We start from the raw sequence: 16033 nt of genomic DNA, 5'->3' as shown, positions 1-16033 counted from the left end.
ATGCCCCGCGGCCCCCGCGTTTTCCTTGCCACCCTGCTTTTCCTCGCCGCCACCCTCGGCCGGGGAGAAGCCGTCGCGGCTGCAGCCGTGCTGTTCGTGAGCAGTGAACGCAGCGGAGCATACGAAGAGACGATCGCGGCGATCAGCGCAGCGCTCGCCCCGGACGTCGCGGCGGCCGACATCGCAGTCGTGGAGACGCAAGATGTGAGCCCGGGCGCGATCGCCGACAGCCGCATCATCGTCACGGTCGGCGCCGAAGCGGCGCAGGCGGTGGCCGAACAGGCGCCGCGTCAACCGGTGCTGCACACACTGTTGCCGCGCGAGAGCTTCGAGAACCTCCCTGCCCCGGCGCCGGAAGCCGGCCGACGCTCCGCAGTGTTCCTCGACCAGCCGGTGCAGCGGCAGATCGCGCTGCTTGCCGAAGCCCTTCCCGAGTGGCGCCAGCTCGCGCTGCTCGCCGGACCGCGCAGCCAGCATCTCGCCGCCCGGCTCGCCACAGCCGCGCGCGAGCAGCAGATGGTGGTGACGATCGAGAACATTGTCTCCGACCGCGAAATCTATCCGGCGCTGGAGCGGCTGCTGGCCGAACGCGCGATCCTGCTTGCACTGCCCGACCGCGTCGTGTTCAACAGCTATACGATCCAGAACATTCTGCTCACGAGCTACCGCCACCGCTCGCCGCTGATCGGTTTTTCGCCCGCCTATGTTCGGGCGGGCGCGCTGCTCGGCCTGTTCTCGACACCGGCGCAAATCAGCGCACAGGCCGCGGAGGCGATCCGTGCCGTGCTCGCCGGCGGAGCACTGCCGCCGCCACAGCCGCCACGCCAGTTCGAGGTCGGCATCAACCAGAACGTCGCGCGCGCGCTGGGCATCACCATCGAACCGGCCGAGGACATCGCCGCACGGATGATCCGCAGGGATGCCAGGCAATGATCAGGAACTGGGGCATCCGGTCGCGCGTGATGCTGGTCGCAGTGCTGCCGACCCTCGTGCTGGCAATCGTGCTCACCGCGTTCTACACCGGCTCCCGGGTCACCGATCACCGTGAAGCCCATGTTGCCCGGGGCCAGGCGTTTGCGCGGCAACTCGCGGCAGCGAGCGAATATGCAGTGTTCTCCGGCAACAGGGAATCGTTGCGGCGCCTTGCGGGAGCGATGCTCGCGGAAACCGACGTCCTCGGCGTGATGATCATCGACCGCAACGGTGACGCGCTCGCACAAAGCGGACAGCTCGATGCGACGCTACCGCTGCCGCCGCGCGCGGCATGGACGCGGGGCCTCGTTACCGCGAGCGGGACGCTGCGGGTTATCGAGCCGGTATTGCCGACGTCGCTCGATCTCGACGACGGTTTCGACGGAGCGGCCCTCGACACGCTGTCCGGGGCCGGAACTCCGCCGATGCTGGGCACCGTCGTCGTCGACATCTCGCGCGCGCAGCTCAACGCGCGGCAGAACGAACTGTTGGTCATCGGGAGCGCCGCGATCCTCATGGTGCTGATCGGCAGCCTCGTGCTTGCGCACTACATGAGCCGCGGCGTCACCGGCCCAATCCGGCGCGTCGCGTCCGCCGTCGAACGCATCGGGCGGGGCCAGTTTTCCGCGCGGCTGTCCGATATCGGCGGCGGTACCCTGCGCACCCTCGCCGAAGGAGTCAATCAGATGGCGGCGAAGCTCGCGAGTGCGCACGAGGACATGAGTCGCCAGATCGCGGACGCCACGGCGGAGCTGCGGGCACGCAAGGACGAAGCCGAGCGCGCGACCCTGTCGAAGTCACGCTTCCTCGCCGCCGCCAGTCACGACCTGCGCCAACCGATGCATGCGCTGGGCCTGTTCATCGCCGAGCTGTCGCAACACACGCACGCACCGGCGTCGCGTCGCCTCGTCGAGCGCATCGCGGCCTCGGCCGAAGCGATGGAGAACCTGCTCGATAGCCTGCTCGACATCTCGAAACTCGATGCCGGCGTGCTGGAGCCGCACATCAGCGTCTTTCCACTGCAACCGATCCTTGACCGCATCGCCGCCGAACAGCGTCCGCGACTGGGGACGCAGGACCTGCTGCTCAGAACCCGACCGACGCCGCTGTGGGTCGAGAGCGATCCGGTGCTGTTCGAGCGGATCATCGGCAACCTAGTCAGCAACGCGGTGCGCTACACGCGCAAGGGCCACATCCTCGTCGCGTGCCGGCGGCGAGGCGAGCGGGTGCGGATCGAAGTGCGCGACAACGGCGTCGGCATCGCTGCCGAGGCGCACGAAATCATCTTCCAGGAGTTCATCCAGCTCGACAATCCGGCCCGCTCGCGCGACAAGGGACTCGGGCTCGGGCTCGCGATCGTGCGGCGCCTCACTGACCTGCTCGGTCATCGCCTCGCGGTCCGCTCCCGTCCGGGCAGGGGGTCGGTGTTTGCGATCGAAGTCCCGGTCGCGCAACCGGTCGAATACGCCGAGCCGGGCGAGACCTGCAGGCAGCCGGGAGACCTGGCCGGCATACGCGTGGCGCTCGTCGATGACGATCCGCTCGCGCAGTCGGGCATGCGCAGCCTGTTGACGTCCTGGGGGTGTGAAGTAACCGCCGGCAGCGACATCGAAAGCGTGCTGGAGACGCTCGCGCGATCCGGCCATGAACCGCAGCTGATCATCAGCGATTACCGCCTGCACGGCAACTCGAACGGCATCGATGCGATCCGCGTGACGCGTGCACGATACGGCGAAAACCTCCCGGCGGCGTTGATCAGCGGCGACACCGCCCCCGAAACGCTGCGCCTGGCGCAGGGCGAAAGCCTGGCGCTGCTCCATAAGCCGGTGCGGCCGGCGCGCCTGCGGGCGCTGCTCAACCGCCTGTCCCACCCGGAGCGGGACTTCTGAGGCCGCGCGCTCCGCACGGAGTAGGGTAAGATCGGCGCTTGTCGATCCGCTGCAGGAGACTCCCGTGTCGAAAGAAACGTCAGCCAAGGATCCGCTCGAGTTCGTGCGCGGCATGTGGAGCAGCATGGGGTTTTCGCTGCCCGGGATGGTCACGCCGACGCTCGACGTCGATGAACTCGACAAGCGGATCGCCGACCTGAAGGCGGTCGAAAACTGGCTCAAGATGAACCTGAACATGCTGCAGATGACGATCCAAGGGCTGGAGATGCAGCGCGTCGCGATCGCCACGATGCAGGCCATGACGCAGCAGGCGCGCGAGGCGACGGAAAATCCCGGCCAGCAGGGGGACAACCCGTTCGCCGCGGCGGCGATGTGGCCGTGGAACCTGATGGGGGGAACGCCGCCTGCAGCCGATGAGCCGTCGCCGCCGCCTGAGCGGAAGAAGGCCGAACCGAAGCCTTCCGCCGCGACGGCCAAGTCGACGACGCAGCCGAAGTAGGCAGCCGGCGGCCCCGGGCACCGGTCTGGAGCAGCTGCATGCCCTGCGCTTACCCGACCGGCACGGCGGGCCGCGTCAGATCACGGCATCGGCTCGCAGTCGCGCAATCTGCGCTGCATTGAGCCCGAGTCCCGCAAGGATTTCATCACTATTCCCGCCTGCCTCGGGCACTGCCGTCGCCGCTTCCGGCTCGAACTCCGACAGGCGGACCGGCGGCGCGAACTGGCGCACACCACCGACTTCAACGACCATGCCGCGCGCGATGATGTGAGGGTTCGCGAGGCTTTCCTCGAGCCGCAGCACCGGCGTCACGCAGCAATCGACGGCGTCGAAGATGTCCACCCATTCGGCCTGCGTGCGGCTGCGGAAGATCGCTGCGACCTCATTGCGCGCCTGCCTCCCGTCCGTGCCTGTCGCCAGGTGGGCCGCTTTGAGGTCCGGGCGGCCGAGCGTGTCGCACACCAGCAGCCAGAACTTCTCCTCGAGCGCGCCGACCGCCATGTGGCGCCCGTCGGCAGTCTCGTACACGCCGTAGCACGGCACGCCGCCCGTCAGCAGATCCTCGCCGCGCGGGCGCACGCCGCCGTGCGCGAGCACTTCGACGAGCGGAAAGATCGCATGGGCGAGCGCCGCGTCGGTCATCGCGACGTCCACATGGCGGCCGCGCCCGGTCGCCTTCGCGTCGATGACGGCGACGAGCAGGCCGAGCAGCGCGGACAGGCTGCCGCCGAGCAGGTCGCCGATCTGCAGGTTCGGGATCGCCGGCGGCCCTCCGGGCGCGCCGATCTGGTCGAGCACTCCGGAATAGCCCAGATAGTTGATGTCGTGGCCGGCGCGCTGCGCGTACGGGCCGGTCTGGCCGTAGCCGGAGATGCTGCAGTAGACGATCGCCGGTTTTGCCTCGGCGAGCGTGGCGTAGCCGAGGCCGAGCTTGTCCATCACGCCCGGGCGGAAGCCTTCGACGACGACGTCGGCGCTCGCCACGAGGCGCAGGAACAGCGCGCGCCCCGCCTCGTTCTTGAGGTCGAGGCGCAGGCTCTTCTTGCCGCGATTGACGACCTGGTAGAAATAGCTCGTCGCGCCGTTCATCGCGCCCATCGTGCGCGCGTAATCGCCGGCGCAGGTGTCCTCGATCTTGATGACTTCGGCGCCATAATCGGCCAGGTGCTGGGTCGCGAGCGGGCCGGGCAGAAGGCGCGTGAGGTCGAGGATTCGCAGGCCGTGCAGGGGTTTCGGTCGCATGCTTTGCGTGTATCACCGGAAAGGGATCGGAGGCACCATTCTAGCCCGCCGCAGCGCTCGTTCCGGACCGCGATGCTCACTCGCACGCGCACATGTCATCGATGACCTTGCCGTTCTTGACCAGGCTGCCGGGCACGCAGCTCACCTCGCCGCAAGCACCGCATCGAGGCCCGCTTGGGCCTGCTCGACCTTGCAATGCAGGAGCATGCGCTCGTTGAGACCGGTTTGCCGACGACGAGGCGCACGCCTGACCTCAGGGCCGCGCCGCAAGCCGTGCACAACGTCACACCGCACGAAAATAAAACCTCATGGAATATCATTGATGGTTTTCCATCGCTAGAATCGGGTTTTGCCAAAGGGCGATCTCCCCGGCGAGCGAGCGACGAGGCCGACCGAACGCGCCCCCCGAACGGAACGACCGTGCAGGAACATCCATTCACCCTCCATCTCCTTTCGCTATGCCTCGGCGCCGCCGTGCTGGCGCTCCATACACCTGCCCAAGCGCAGGTCTACGAATGCCGGGAAGGCAGCAGGACAGTGTTTTCCGGCATCCCCTGCGAGGCCGATTCAGCACCGCTCGAAGTAAAACCGGCGGCGGGAGACTACAGCCAGCCCGACGATCTGCGGGCGCGCTTGCGAACCGAAGCGGGCCGGGTCGAACTGAAGCGCATCGACGACGAGCGGGCGGCGAGGCGTCGCGACGCTACCGCCGAGAACGAGTTACGGCGGAAGGCGGAATCGGACCACTGTCTGCAGATCCGCAAAGACAGGGCCAGGGCGCTGCGGCACCCGGACAATGCCCGGCGCGAAAGGGAGGCGGCGGAAAAGCTGTCGGAGCGGGAATTTTTCGAGTGCCGGCGCGCCGAGCGACTCCGGTGAAACGCCGTAGGGCGAGACCGGCGCGTCGGGTAAAATCCCGCACTTCACCCACCGGCGCATGCGCCCCCGCCCATGGAAATCATCAACTTCCTCATCGACATCGTGATGCATCTCGACAAGCACCTGGAGGCGCTCGTCCAGGCTTACGGGATATGGATCTACGCAATCCTGTTCGCGGTGATCTTCAGCGAGACGGGTTTCGTCGTCACGCCGTTCCTGCCCGGGGACTCGCTGCTGTTCGTCGCCGGCGCGCTCGCGGCAGTCGGCGGCATGGACATCGGGCTGCTGATTGCCGCGCTGACGATCGCCGCGGTGCTCGGCAACACCGTTAACTACGCCATCGGCCGCTACTTCGGGCCAAAGGTGTTCCAGTGGGAGAACTCGCGCCTCTTCAACAAGGCAGCGCTGATGAAGACGCACCTTTTCTACGAGAAGCACGGTGGCAAGACACTCGTCATCTCGCGTTTTTTGCCGCTGTTCCGCACGTTCGCCCCGTTCGTCGCCGGCATCGGCAGCATGACGTATGCACGTTTCACGCTTTTCAACGTCATCGGCGCGCTGTCATGGGTCGTATCGCTGACGTTCGCCGGCTACTGGTTCGGCAACATGCCGTGGATCAAGCAGAACCTTACGTTCGTCATCGTCGCAATCATCGTCCTGTCGCTGGTGCCGGTCGCGATCGGCGCGTGGAAATCACGCTCGGCTGCGTAAGGCGGGGCCGGCGCTCCTGGCGATCGCCCTCGCGCAGCCCTCTGGCGCCGCCCTGCACCCGGCAATCTACCGTCGTTGCGGCAGAACATTCCGGGCACTACCCTGAAGACAGGAGGTGGCACGATCTGCGAGAGCTGCGGTCTTATTGTCGGTTGGACGACGCACTGGCAAACCATCGCAGCGTCGTGAGGGACAGCCACGATCGGATCCAGCGAAACCGCGCCTCCCCAGGGCGCGGGTACAAAAGGAAGATCATGAATTATGCCGAACGTGCATTGCGCACGCTGAGCGCCGGAAATCGGACACTGCTGCGGGCCGAGAACGAAACGAGCCTGCTGCAGGAGATGTGTCGTGTCATCGTCGAGCAGGGCGGCTACCGCATGGCATGGGTCGGCTTCGCCCAGCACGACGAGGGCAAGACCCTGCGCCCCATCGCCCATTACGGCTTCGAAGATGGTTTCTTCGAAGTCGCCCACTACACCTGGGCCGATGACGAGGGCGGGCCGACTGCGGAGGCTGTGCGCACCGGCAAGCCGGCGATGGCGCCCAATGCGACCGCAGTCATCGCGACCCACCTGCCGATGGCGCTGTCCGAGGTGGCCAAGCGCGGCTACGGCTCGGTCGCGGCGTTCCCGCTGATCCTCGACGGCGCGACCATCGGCAACCTGACGATCTTCGCCGCCGAGCACGACGCCTTCGACGCGCGCGAGCTCGAGCTGCTCGGCGAGATGTCCGAGGATCTCTCGTTCGGCATCGCGACGCTGCGCGTGCGCGAGGGGCACCGGCGCGCCGAGGAAACGATCCGGCGCATGGCCTTCTACGACTCGCTCACCGACCTGCCGAACCGCACGTCGCTGCAGCAGGAGCTGACGAGTGCGATCGAGACGCTGCACACTGCGCATAACCCGCTCGCGCTGCTTCTCATCAAGATCGGGCACTTCCAGGAGATCAGCGACACGCTCGGCTACGAGGAGGCGGACCTGCTGGTGCAGGAGATGGCCAGACGCCTGTCGCAGCTTGCCGGCGAGGGACGGGCGGTCGCGCGCGCCGGTGAAGACGAATTCGCGCTCTCCCTGCCGAACACCAGCGCCGAAGTCGCGATCCGGCTGGCGCAGAGGATCATGCGCGAAGTCTGCGACCCCGTGCCGCTCGGCCCCCTGACTGTCGACCCGCACGCGCACATCGGCATCGCGATGTTTCCCGGCCACGGCAACACCGCCGATGCAATCCTGCGCCGCGCGAAGATCGCTGCGGTCCAGGCAAAACGCACCGTCGCGAAATTCGCGCTCTACCAAGGCAGCGCCGATCAGGAATGCACGCGTCGCCTCGCGCTGATGAGCGACCTGCGCAGCGCGATCGACAAGAACGAACTGCAGCTGTACTGCCAGCCGAAAGTGTCGATCTCGTCCGGCGAAGTATGCGGAGCGGAAGCACTGGTGCGCTGGCCGCACGCGCAGCACGGCATGATCGCGACCGGCGAATTCATCACGCTCGCCGAACGTGCCGGCCTGATCATGCCGCTGACGCGCTGGGTGCTCGAAACCGCGTTCCGCCAAAGCCACACGTGGTTCGAACAGGACATTCGCCAGCCGCTGTCGGTCAATCTATCGGCGCAGGACCTGCGCGACCCGCGCCTCGTCGACCGCATCTCGGGCCTGTTCGCGACGTGGGCGATGCCGCCCGAGATGATCCAGTTCGAACTGACTGAAAGCGCATTGATGGAAGACCCGATCGGCGCGCTCAAGACGCTCCAGCGCTTGAAGGCGCTGGGTGTCGAGCTCTTCATCGACGATTTCGGCACCGGCTACTCGAGCCTCAGCTACCTGCAGAAGCTGCCTGTCGACTCGCTGAAGATCGACCAATCCTTCGTCTCGAGCATGCTGACGAACGCCGGCTCCGCAGTCATCGTGCGCTCGACGGTCGAACTCGGCCACAACCTCGGGCTCGGCGTCGTTGCCGAAGGCGTCGAAAGCGAGGCGCAGTGGGACGGCCTGCGGGCGCTCGGTTGCGACACCGCCCAAGGGCATTTTGTCGGCTTTCCGATTCCGACCGAACAGTTCGCCGACTGGGAGGCGCATTGCCAGTGGAGGCACCGCCCCACTGCGGGGGATGCAACGCCGACGATTTCTCACTGACGGCAGGCCGGCCGGGCTCCTGAGCGGGAAATTCTTTCTGGCGCCCCGCCCGCTCGGAAGCTCATCCGTTAAAGTCCTTCGTCAAACCGCATGAACTTCAACTCCTTGAGCAGCGCCTTGATTTCCTTGAGGTCGTCGAACTTCGCAAAGTCTTCTTCCATGCTCGTGAACGTCTGCTTCTTCCGCACGATCTGAAGGTCGAGCAAGGACAACATGCTCTCGGGAGACAGGGGTTGCCGCGGATCGACCTGGAAGCGCAGGGTGAACGCATGTTCGACACCCAGGATCTCCATGTCGAGTTCCTTCGACTGATCCTTCAGGATCGCATTGAAGCGCTTCAGACGATCTTCGCTCATCTGGGCCAGGTCGGCCGGGTCGATGTGCTCCAGTTCCAGCTGCAGTTCGAGGAGCTGCAGCAAATTCCGATTTTCATAAGCGCGGTTGACGCGCTGCATGAGCAGGTTCTTGCGCTCGCGCTCGGCCAGGTCCGGCTCACGATCGGGGTGCAGCGCGCTGGCGAGCTTGCGGTAAACGTCGCGAATCGAGGCGCTGATCTCCTTTTCCTCGGTTTCCTGCGCCTGTTCGCGTGCCAGTTGCTTCGCCGTTTTCTTGCGCCGCGCCGCGCGTGAGGCCTGCTCGGCACGCGCCTTTTCCGCCTGCTCGGTCATTTTCTCCTGCACTTGGCGCAACAGGGACTCGGGGTCGCTGAAATCGATGTCGTCGTCCAGCCCGACGCCCATCATGTCCTCGAACATTTCCTTGATCTGCTGCTTTTCCGCTGCAAGATCCTCGTCGTAGTCCGACCCGCTGTGCCGGTTGTAGATTTCCTTGAGTTCCGGGTCATCCGACTTTTCGAGAAGCGGTGCCGCCAGATTGGCGATAAATTCGGCCAGGACCTTGCGCTCGGCGCGCGTCAGGCCTTTCTCCCCATATGCCCGGTCCAGCTTTCGCACCATCTGCGACTGCAGGCTTTCAAGTTCGGCTTCAATGGGCAAAAGCTCTTCAGCGTACTTCTTCTGGTAACGCGGCAGGAGTATTTCCCACGCCGCCAGACGTTGACGCTTCTGTTCGGTCTGCTTGATCAGGCGGTTGAAAGTTTTCTGGTTACGGGTCAAGGTTCCTGATACGCCCTTGTCGCCAGCGATGACGATCGAAGGCCTGGACGGGTCGAAAAGCATGGTCTGGAATCCGGAGGGCTGATAAAGCCTTGAAGTCTGGTGCCACGTATCTCGGGGGTCAACCTCTGGGCGTCGCGACGGCATCTCCCATTTCGCAACAACTTTCCGGAGCCGGCCTTCCGGGCGGGGTCCGGCTCCCCGCCCTGAGCCGGAGTCGGTGTTATGGGGGGTCACATGCTGCGCCGGTACTGCCCCCGACCTTCTGGCTGCGCTCGCTCGCGCCGTACTTGTTCTTCAACGCGCGACTGCGCAGATACGGTGGGCGGGACGATTCTTTACCTTGGCATCATTCACCTACAATGTCAGCTTGCCCTGCCCCTCCGGCAACAAGCTGCTCCTGACACGAGCGAAGTTCAGCAGCTCCGCCAATGCACCACGCTGCGTGCGCCAGTCACGCAGCACTTGTTCCGCGAGCAACGCGTAATGCCACTTTCGCCCGTCCCGACTCGCCGGCGGCAGACCGTTGATGCGCTCGCACCAGGCCGTCGCCGCCTTCAGCTTGCGCTGTACGTTCGGCGTGCTCACCTGCCCCTTGTCACGGATCGGCATAAAGGCGCCGGGCATGATCGGCGTAATGGCGCCACTTGGAGGGGTTTGAAAGTGGCGTTTCGAACGGTGCGGAGGATGGGGTAAAACGCTCATAAGCGCAAGGGTCGAATTGGACCGAAATATGCGTTATGGAAGGCTCAGAAAGGGGCGGACGGACCCGGCGGACGCCGGCGAAAGCGGGACGATGCGGGGCCGGCTTTTCGCCTGGAACGGGGTCACGGGGACCGTGGAATAAATGGGCCGGTTTCATCGGCCCGTTTATGCCGCGAAAGCCCCTTGACGCCGTGGAGGGTGGCCAATGCTCCGGGGAGGTGCCAGGGATGTTTTTCATCCCCGGCGGCTGCCCCGCGGCGAGCGCGGGGTGTGGGGCGGAGCCCCAGGGGGTTGAGGCCGCGGGATCGCCGCTGAAGGGGTTTGCAGCGCCGAGGACGGCGCTGCAAACGGCTGGCGTCCTCAGCGCGCCTTGGCCGCCGCCGGCGAGCGCGCGGGCGCCCTGGTCGAGTCCGGCGATGGCTTCGGCGCGCGGTAGCTCTCACCGTCGAGGACGACGCGGTAGGCGCCATGCCGCAGCCGATCGAGGGTGGCGGCGCCGAGCATGCGGTTGGCCGGGAAGGCATCGCCCCATTCGTCATAGTCCAGGTTGCTCGTCACGATCGTTGATGCGCGCTCGTAGCGCTCGGCGACGAGGTCGTGGAAATCTTCGTCGTGCGGTGGACGAAGGGGTTTCAGACCAAAATCGTCGATCACCAGGAGTGGCACACGAGCCAATTGCTGGAAGCGCCGCTCGAAGCTGCCGATGGCGCGCGCGGCGTGCAGCGAGCCGACGAGTTGCGTCTGCGTCGTGAACACGACGTCATGCCCCTGGCGCACGGCGCAATGGCCGAGCGCCTGCGCCAGATGGCTCTTGCCCGTGCCGCACGGGCCGGCGATCAGGATGGCCACCTTCTCGCTCAGGTAGCGGCCGGTCGCCAGATCCTGGATCAGGCTGCGATTGAGGTTCGGCAGGCGGTCGAAGTCGAACGCCTCGATCGTCTTCTCGCCGCGGAAATTGGCGCGCCGCAGGCGCATCGCCACCTTCTTCTGGTCGCGCCGGGCGACCTCGTCGCCGATCAGGATGGAGAGGAATTCGGTGTAGGCGAGTTTGCCCTCGATCGCCTGGCGGTTCCGCAGATCGAGCGAATCGAGGATGCCGGACAGGCGCAGTTGCTTGAGGAACGCAGTGAGTTCGGGAATCGGATTCATGATGATGCGCCTTTAGTGGGTCAGCAGGGATTTGGTATCGCGGCAGAAGCGCCCGCCGCGGGTATAGGTCTCGGCCAGCGCATCGAACGAGCTCTGCGCCGCCTGTTGGTCGAGCCCCTTGGCAAGGATCGTCTTGACCGTGCGGTAGCGCGGGCTGCCGAAGGACAGCGCCCGGACACAGGCGGCCTCCAGGCGCGCGCTGCCGTAGGTCTTGGCCAGGCGGACGATGCCCTGGGCGGCCCGCAGGTTGTCGAGGACGCGGTCGGCGAAGAGCGCCTCGATCAGCGCCGCGCAGGCCGAACCGATCCGGGTCGCGGCCTCGAGGCACCACTGCGGATCGCGCAGCTGATAGGCCTGCGCCTCGAGCGGCTGATGGTCGCGCACCGTCGAGCGGCGCCCCGGATCCTTGAGCCGCGGATGACTGGCGATGAGCTGGTGCTCGTGGAACACCTGTACCGAGGTGTGCGTCGCCCGTAGCCACAGTTCCTGCCCGACGAGGCGGAACGGCACCGAGTAGAGGCAGAGTCCGAATTTGACGTGCGTATCGGGATGGACCGTCACCTTCACCCAAGTGGCCAGGACCGGCGGCACCGTCGGCAGCGGCAGCAGGAGCGCCTTCTCGACCGAGGCAAAGCGCGTCAGCGGCTTCTCGCGCGTCGTCCCGTGGCAGCGGTTGCCGGCCTCGCCCATGACCCAGTCGGCCACCTGCCGGTTGGCGTCGGCGAGGCTCCTGAACTCGCGCAGCGGCAAAAAGTTGCGTTTGACATATTTTACTCCCGACTCGACGATCCCTTTTTTACGGGGATCGGCCGGCGGACACGGGGAGATCCTGAAACCGAATCCTTCGGCACACTCGGCGTAGGCGCGCTGCACCTGCGGGTCGCGGGTGCAGGCGCGGGTGATCGCGCACTTGGGGTTGTCGATGATGACCCGGGCGACGACGCCGTTGAACCACTGGAACGCATTGCGGTGGCAGGCCAGCCAGGTCTCGACCGTCTGGTCGCGGACGAACTCGACGTACTGGTGGCGACTCCAGGCAAGTGTCATGACGAAGAACCAGGTCTTGAAGCTGGCCCCAGTCATCACGTCGGTCATCACCGGGCCGGCGCCGAAATCGACCTGGCCGGCCTCACCCGCTTCGAAATCGAGGCGACAAGTCGAGGCCGGCGGCGTGCTCGCGTCGATCGACTGAAGCAGGCGGCGGACCGAGGAGTAGCTCCCCGCGTAACCGTGGTTCCTGACCAATGCGGCATGAATCGCAGTGCCGGCAACGCCAGCCTCGACCCATGCGGTGATCCGCTCGCGGTGATCGACCAGACTCGATACGCAGCTCGCCGGTAGCGGCCGTTCCTGGAACACCGCCGCCAGCTCGGCGTCCTCGGGGAGCGGACGCTCCGCCGCCAGCCAGTCGTGATCCTGCGCGGTCTTGCGTAGTCGTGAGAGCTTCTTGCGCCCCATCAGCCCCGAGCGCTCGATGTCGCGGTCGGCGTCTCCCTGGCGCATGCGCACCAGGACCTGTCGGTATTGATACATCTCGAACCTCCGTTTGCTCATGGACTCTTCCGGCCGAAAAAACTCGGCAGGTTAAGCCCGGTGGGTGGACGTTCGAAACGCTGACTTCTTCCTCTCGGCGCCGCCTCCTGGCGCCTTTACGGCGATCTTGCGGTGGCGCCTATACGGCGATCACCGGCTGGCGCCTATACGGCGATCACCGGCTGGCGCCTTTACGCCGATCCGGCACTGGCGCCATAACGCCGATCACCACGTGGCGCCTTTACGCCGATCCCGCTTTGGCGCCATTACGGCGATCGGTGACACCCCTGGGCCTTGGTTTCCACCAGATAAACCGCATCGGCGCAGCGCACCAGGAAGTCCGGCGAGTAGAACGCGGGCAGCCCGTCCTCCTTGACGTAGCGCAGTCGCGCAAAGTCGTGACGGGTCTCGATGATCTTGCAGAAAGCCTCCACGGTGCTATCGACGCCTGCCCATTCGATGAATGCTTTTTCCAGCCCACCGGGCGGGCAGCACCCACTCCCGCGTCTGCAGTCCGACCCGGTGCCGGCCCTCAAGACTTTCCAGGATTTTTTCGGCGACTTGCCGGCCCTTGGCGACGATTTCGGGAAGTTGTTCGAGGAGTGACTTGGGCATGAACTTTCTGTTTTGCGTCGTTAACAACAATTTGTTGTGTTGACGATACAACAGACAAGTAAGCACTTGCCATCTGCGAACATAACTTTCTGTTCATGGATGAAAAAATCGCTTTCTCCCAGAGACTTGCCGACGCAATGCGGGCATCCGGCTACGAGCCTCGCCCCGCCGTGCTGGAAAAGGAGTTCAATACCCGTTACTGGGGACGTCCGGTGACCTACCAGGCCGTTACCCGCTGGCTGAAGGGAGAAGCAGTCCCCGGACAGGACAAGCTGCAGGTGCTGGCGCAGTGGCTCGGCGTCGAACCCCAGTACCTGCGCTTCGGCGAAACCGTGGTTCGCCAGGTGCGCGAGCGCAAGGCGCGTTGGGAAGAAGGCTTCAGCGCCGAGGAGCGGCAGCTGTTCGATGCCTACCTGCAATTGCCGATGGACAGGCGCAAGCTGCTGTGCGAGGTAATGCGGGCGTTCGTATTGGCCTACGGGGAGAAGACGCAGGCGTAAAGCTCAGGCAGCGAACGGATCCATCAGCACAAGGCCGGGCACCCGTTTGAAGTCGGCAATGTTCGGGGTCATCAAGGGAAGGTTTTCAATCAGGGCGCTGGCAGCGATGATGGCGTCGGGCAGTTTGATGGCCAGACTGGAGCGGATTTCGATGACACGCTCGACGACCGGCGAGGTCAGGGCAATTTCGTCTAGTTGATCCAGCAGAAAACGGGCGCGGGCGCGGCTGTCGTCAGTGTGGCCGCGCCAGCCCAGCACCTCCATACGGGTGATCACCGAGATGCGCGCCTGATCCCGCAATGCCTGCTCGATGCGCTGAAGAACAGACTCATCCACGGCGTCAGCAAGAAAATATATCAGCAGATTCGTATCGACGACGCAGGACATCAGCAGCGCTCGTCCCACTCGTCGCGCATCGCCTTCACTTCGGCGTCGATTTCTTGAGCGCTCATTTTTCGTGGCCATGACCCCCGCGCCGCCGTGATCGCAGCGTCAAGCTGCCCGACGTCATGGCGTCGCTCGGCGAACAGGGCATCGACCAATTGCATCACCGCCGTACGTTGCGCACTCGGCAAGGATTCGAGCTTGTGGATCAGTTCCATGTGCCCCATGGCCATTTCTCCTGCGGTTCCCGTTCAGTGTAGTAAGGCACAGGGCTCCGCCGCAACCGGACAGCAAAACGGCGCCGTGCGGCGCCGTTTCCGTGATGCCCGAGCAGTTCCCCCTCACATGCTGCGCCGGTACTGCCCGCCGACCTCGTACAGCGCCGACGTGATCTGGCCGAGCGAGCAGTAGCGCACCGCATCGACGAGCACTTCGAAGACGTTGCCGTCCTCGATGACGGCCTGGCGCAGCTTCGCGAGCCACTTCGGCGCTTCGGCGCCATTGCGCGCCTGGAAGTCGGCGAGGCGCTTCAACTGCCCCTGCTTCTCCTCCTCGGTCGAGCGCGCGAGTTCGATTTCCGGCTGCGCGCTGCCCTTCGGGTTCAGGAAAGTATTGACGCCGATGATCGGGTACCCACCTCCGACAAGCTGCGGTGGCAGACTTCGATGTCGCCGGCGAGTCGGCGGTCCTCGCCCTGGACCAGCGCCAGCGCAAACACCTTGACGATGTGATCGAGCACCGGTTGCAGCAGCAACAGCCGCCAGCTCTCATCCTCCAGCGCCTCGAAGCCTGGGCCAAACAGGCGTTCGCGGATATAGTCACCCAGCCAGCCGGCCAGCTCGGCCGTGTTCGTCTGCAGGTAGGGGCTGGCCAGATGGCTGCGGGCCGCGACTTGACCAATTATCAAACTACTTTGATAATTGGTCAGATGAAGACGCTACGCTTCGTCGGTTCGAGCCTCGACGATCTGCAGGATTTCCCCGCCGACGCTCGCAGGGCAGCCGGCTTCGAGCTGTTTGCAGTGCAGCGCGGACTGATGCCTACCGACTTCAAGCCAATGCTGGCCGTCGGCCCGGGCGCTTACGAAATACGGCTGCACGTTCTCGGCGAGTGGCGCGTGATCTACGTCGCCAGGTTTGAAGATGCGGTATACGTACTGCACGCTTTCCAGAAGAAGACGCAGAAGACCCCGAAGCAGGATATCGAGCTGGCGGCACGACGGTACAAGCAGATCGGAGACCGGACATGACCAAGGAAGCAATCGTCGAATCGAGTGGCAATGTGTTTGCCGATCTGGGGTTCTCGCCCGAAGAAGCGGCGCTGCTGGCGATGCGCGCCGAATTGATCGCACGTCTGCGCGAAACCATCGAGCAGGCGGGATGGACGCAGGTACAGGCGGCAAGCCGGCTGGGTATCGGGCAGTCGCGCGTGTCGGACCTGATGCGTGGCAAGTACGACAAGTTCAGCCTCGATATGCTGGTCACGCTCGCCACGCGGGCCGGCCGGCGGGTCGAGCTTGCGGTCGCCTGATTATTAAGGCGGCATTCAAATCTCTCCGTTCGGCCTGAGTGGGATATTCGCCCGATGGTCGAAAGGCGTTGGCAAGAAACAGGGCGGTGGTAGTGTTCGGGGAGTTGCTTGTGGACAAAGACCGACTGAGCACTGGTGCCCTGGAGCCCGTCCTCTGAGTATGGTTGAGGCATCG

Annotated in this window: 18 protein-coding genes and 1 pseudogene; 9 read left to right on the top strand and 10 right to left on the bottom strand. The window is 65.1% G+C overall.

Going from position 1 to position 16033, the window contains the following annotated elements:
* The 3 genes from EBN1_RS10605 to EBN1_RS10595 all read left to right on the top strand — a co-directional run bounded on the left by EBN1_RS10605 (position 1) and on the right by EBN1_RS10595 (position 3360).
* A complete protein-coding gene (locus tag EBN1_RS10605) occupies positions 1–933 on the top strand; it encodes an ABC transporter substrate-binding protein (RefSeq protein WP_011237955.1) in 933 nt (310 codons plus the stop codon).
* Positions 930–2861 carry a hybrid sensor histidine kinase/response regulator gene (locus EBN1_RS10600; RefSeq protein WP_041646201.1) on the top strand — a complete coding sequence of 644 codons (1932 nt, stop codon included), beginning with the start codon at positions 930–932 and terminating at the stop codon, positions 2859–2861. Before EBN1_RS10605 ends, EBN1_RS10600 begins: the two co-directional genes overlap by 4 nt.
* A gap of 64 nt (positions 2862–2925) precedes the next feature.
* A complete protein-coding gene (locus EBN1_RS10595; protein WP_011237953.1) occupies positions 2926–3360 on the top strand; it encodes a PhaM family polyhydroxyalkanoate granule multifunctional regulatory protein in 435 nt (144 codons plus the stop codon).
* Between the two features lie 75 nt (positions 3361–3435).
* On the opposite strand, the gene EBN1_RS10590 is transcribed toward EBN1_RS10595, so the two are convergent.
* Positions 3436–4602, bottom strand: coding sequence for a CaiB/BaiF CoA transferase family protein (locus EBN1_RS10590; RefSeq protein WP_011237952.1), 1167 nt, complete (start codon positions 4600–4602; stop codon positions 3436–3438).
* A gap of 174 nt (positions 4603–4776) precedes the next feature.
* Between EBN1_RS10590 and EBN1_RS10585 the strand changes: the two genes are divergently transcribed.
* The 3 genes from EBN1_RS10585 (at position 4777) to EBN1_RS10575 (ending at position 8327) form a co-directional block, all read left to right on the top strand.
* On the top strand, positions 4777–5481 hold the full coding sequence (locus EBN1_RS10585; protein WP_011237951.1) for a hypothetical protein: 705 nt from the start codon (positions 4777–4779) through the stop codon (positions 5479–5481).
* A 72-nt stretch (positions 5482–5553) separates the two neighbouring features.
* Positions 5554–6192: a DedA family protein gene (locus EBN1_RS10580; protein WP_011237950.1), complete on the top strand. Its 639-nt coding sequence runs from the start codon at positions 5554–5556 to the stop codon at positions 6190–6192.
* 254 nt (positions 6193–6446) lie between these two features.
* Entirely contained in the window at positions 6447–8327 is a 1881-nt protein-coding gene (locus EBN1_RS10575) for a bifunctional diguanylate cyclase/phosphodiesterase (protein ID WP_011237949.1), read from the top strand.
* Between the two features lie 68 nt (positions 8328–8395).
* Here the strand turns inward: EBN1_RS10575 and EBN1_RS10570 are convergent, their stop codons facing one another.
* The 5 genes from EBN1_RS10570 to EBN1_RS10550 all read right to left on the bottom strand — a co-directional run bounded on the left by EBN1_RS10570 (position 8396) and on the right by EBN1_RS10550 (position 13263).
* Entirely contained in the window at positions 8396–9505 is a 1110-nt protein-coding gene (locus tag EBN1_RS10570; RefSeq protein ID WP_011237948.1) for a molecular chaperone DnaJ, read from the bottom strand.
* 294 nt (positions 9506–9799) lie between these two features.
* Positions 9800–10054, bottom strand: coding sequence for a hypothetical protein (locus EBN1_RS10565; RefSeq protein ID WP_041646197.1), 255 nt, complete (start codon positions 10052–10054; stop codon positions 9800–9802).
* A gap of 453 nt (positions 10055–10507) precedes the next feature.
* Entirely contained in the window at positions 10508–11296 is a 789-nt protein-coding gene (gene istB / locus EBN1_RS10560; RefSeq protein WP_011235977.1) for an IS21-like element ISAzo12 family helper ATPase IstB, read from the bottom strand.
* 12 nt (positions 11297–11308) lie between these two features.
* The gene (istA, locus tag EBN1_RS10555; protein ID WP_011235976.1) at positions 11309–12829 is read right to left on the bottom strand and encodes an IS21-like element ISAzo12 family transposase; all 1521 of its coding nucleotides are present in this window, start codon (positions 12827–12829) and stop codon (positions 11309–11311) included.
* A 266-nt stretch (positions 12830–13095) separates the two neighbouring features.
* A complete protein-coding gene (locus EBN1_RS10550) occupies positions 13096–13263 on the bottom strand; it encodes a hypothetical protein (RefSeq protein WP_197531808.1) in 168 nt (55 codons plus the stop codon).
* A gap of 276 nt (positions 13264–13539) precedes the next feature.
* Here EBN1_RS10550 and EBN1_RS10545 point away from each other — a divergent pair, with 276 nt between their 5' ends.
* Complete coding sequence (locus tag EBN1_RS10545) at positions 13540–13944, top strand: transcriptional regulator (RefSeq protein WP_041646196.1); 405 nt, start codon at positions 13540–13542, stop codon at positions 13942–13944.
* A 3-nt stretch (positions 13945–13947) separates the two neighbouring features.
* Here the strand turns inward: EBN1_RS10545 and EBN1_RS10540 are convergent, their stop codons facing one another.
* The 4 genes and pseudogenes from EBN1_RS10540 to EBN1_RS10525 form a co-directional block, all read right to left on the bottom strand.
* Positions 13948–14331 carry a type II toxin-antitoxin system VapC family toxin gene (locus EBN1_RS10540; protein WP_041646194.1) on the bottom strand — a complete coding sequence of 128 codons (384 nt, stop codon included), beginning with the start codon at positions 14329–14331 and terminating at the stop codon, positions 13948–13950.
* Positions 14331–14546, bottom strand: a complete 216-nt coding sequence (locus EBN1_RS10535; protein ID WP_157866606.1) for a hypothetical protein — start codon at positions 14544–14546, stop codon at positions 14331–14333. Before EBN1_RS10535 ends, EBN1_RS10540 begins: the two co-directional genes overlap by 1 nt.
* Before the next feature lie 123 nt (positions 14547–14669).
* Positions 14670–14966, bottom strand: a pseudogene (locus EBN1_RS10530) (methylmalonyl-CoA mutase family protein); the annotation flags it as partial.
* Positions 14930–15235: a hypothetical protein gene (locus tag EBN1_RS10525; protein WP_241762721.1), complete on the bottom strand. Its 306-nt coding sequence runs from the start codon at positions 15233–15235 to the stop codon at positions 14930–14932. The gene EBN1_RS10525 and the pseudogene EBN1_RS10530, both read right to left, overlap by 37 nt.
* Before the next feature lie 21 nt (positions 15236–15256).
* On the opposite strand from EBN1_RS10525, the gene EBN1_RS10520 reads away from it, so the two are divergent.
* Together EBN1_RS10520 and EBN1_RS10515 are read left to right on the top strand one after the other, a co-directional pair.
* Entirely contained in the window at positions 15257–15577 is a 321-nt protein-coding gene (locus tag EBN1_RS10520; RefSeq protein WP_041647153.1) for a type II toxin-antitoxin system RelE/ParE family toxin, read from the top strand.
* Positions 15574–15858 (top strand): helix-turn-helix domain-containing protein, encoded by a 285-nt coding sequence (locus EBN1_RS10515; protein WP_011237941.1) that lies wholly within the window; start codon positions 15574–15576, stop codon positions 15856–15858. The genes EBN1_RS10520 and EBN1_RS10515 overlap by 4 nt, the downstream gene beginning before the upstream one ends.
* Positions 15859–16033 lie beyond the last annotated feature (175 nt).

It is taken from the genome of Aromatoleum aromaticum EbN1 (assembly GCF_000025965.1).
GTDB lineage: Bacteria > Pseudomonadota > Gammaproteobacteria > Burkholderiales > Rhodocyclaceae > Aromatoleum > Aromatoleum aromaticum.
This window is presented reverse-complemented; position numbering and strand designations above follow the sequence as displayed.

Bases quoted from the DNA above. Each gene is read 5' to 3' on its own strand.
- EBN1_RS10605 (WP_011237955.1), top strand. From the start codon at position 1: ATGCCCCGCGGCCCCCGCGTTTTCCTTGCCACCCTGCTTTTCCTCGCC.
- EBN1_RS10600 (WP_041646201.1), top strand. From the start codon at position 930: ATGATCAGGAACTGGGGCATCCGGTCGCGCGTGATGCTGGTCGCAGTG.
- EBN1_RS10590 (WP_011237952.1), bottom strand. From the start codon at position 4,602: ATGCGACCGAAACCCCTGCACGGCCTGCGAATCCTCGACCTCACGCGC.
- EBN1_RS10580 (WP_011237950.1), top strand. From the start codon at position 5,554: ATGGAAATCATCAACTTCCTCATCGACATCGTGATGCATCTCGACAAG.
- EBN1_RS10575 (WP_011237949.1), top strand. From the start codon at position 6,447: ATGAATTATGCCGAACGTGCATTGCGCACGCTGAGCGCCGGAAATCGG.
- EBN1_RS10570 (WP_011237948.1), bottom strand. From the start codon at position 9,505: ATGCTTTTCGACCCGTCCAGGCCTTCGATCGTCATCGCTGGCGACAAG.
- EBN1_RS10565 (WP_041646197.1), bottom strand. From the start codon at position 10,054: ATGCCGATCCGTGACAAGGGGCAGGTGAGCACGCCGAACGTACAGCGC.
- istB (WP_011235977.1), bottom strand. From the start codon at position 11,296: ATGAATCCGATTCCCGAACTCACTGCGTTCCTCAAGCAACTGCGCCTG.
- istA (WP_011235976.1), bottom strand. From the start codon at position 12,829: ATGTATCAATACCGACAGGTCCTGGTGCGCATGCGCCAGGGAGACGCC.
- EBN1_RS10545 (WP_041646196.1), top strand. From the start codon at position 13,540: ATGGATGAAAAAATCGCTTTCTCCCAGAGACTTGCCGACGCAATGCGG.
- EBN1_RS10540 (WP_041646194.1), bottom strand. From the start codon at position 14,331: ATGTCCTGCGTCGTCGATACGAATCTGCTGATATATTTTCTTGCTGAC.
- EBN1_RS10535 (WP_157866606.1), bottom strand. From the start codon at position 14,546: ATGGAACTGATCCACAAGCTCGAATCCTTGCCGAGTGCGCAACGTACG.
- EBN1_RS10520 (WP_041647153.1), top strand. From the start codon at position 15,257: ATGAAGACGCTACGCTTCGTCGGTTCGAGCCTCGACGATCTGCAGGAT.
- EBN1_RS10515 (WP_011237941.1), top strand. From the start codon at position 15,574: ATGACCAAGGAAGCAATCGTCGAATCGAGTGGCAATGTGTTTGCCGAT.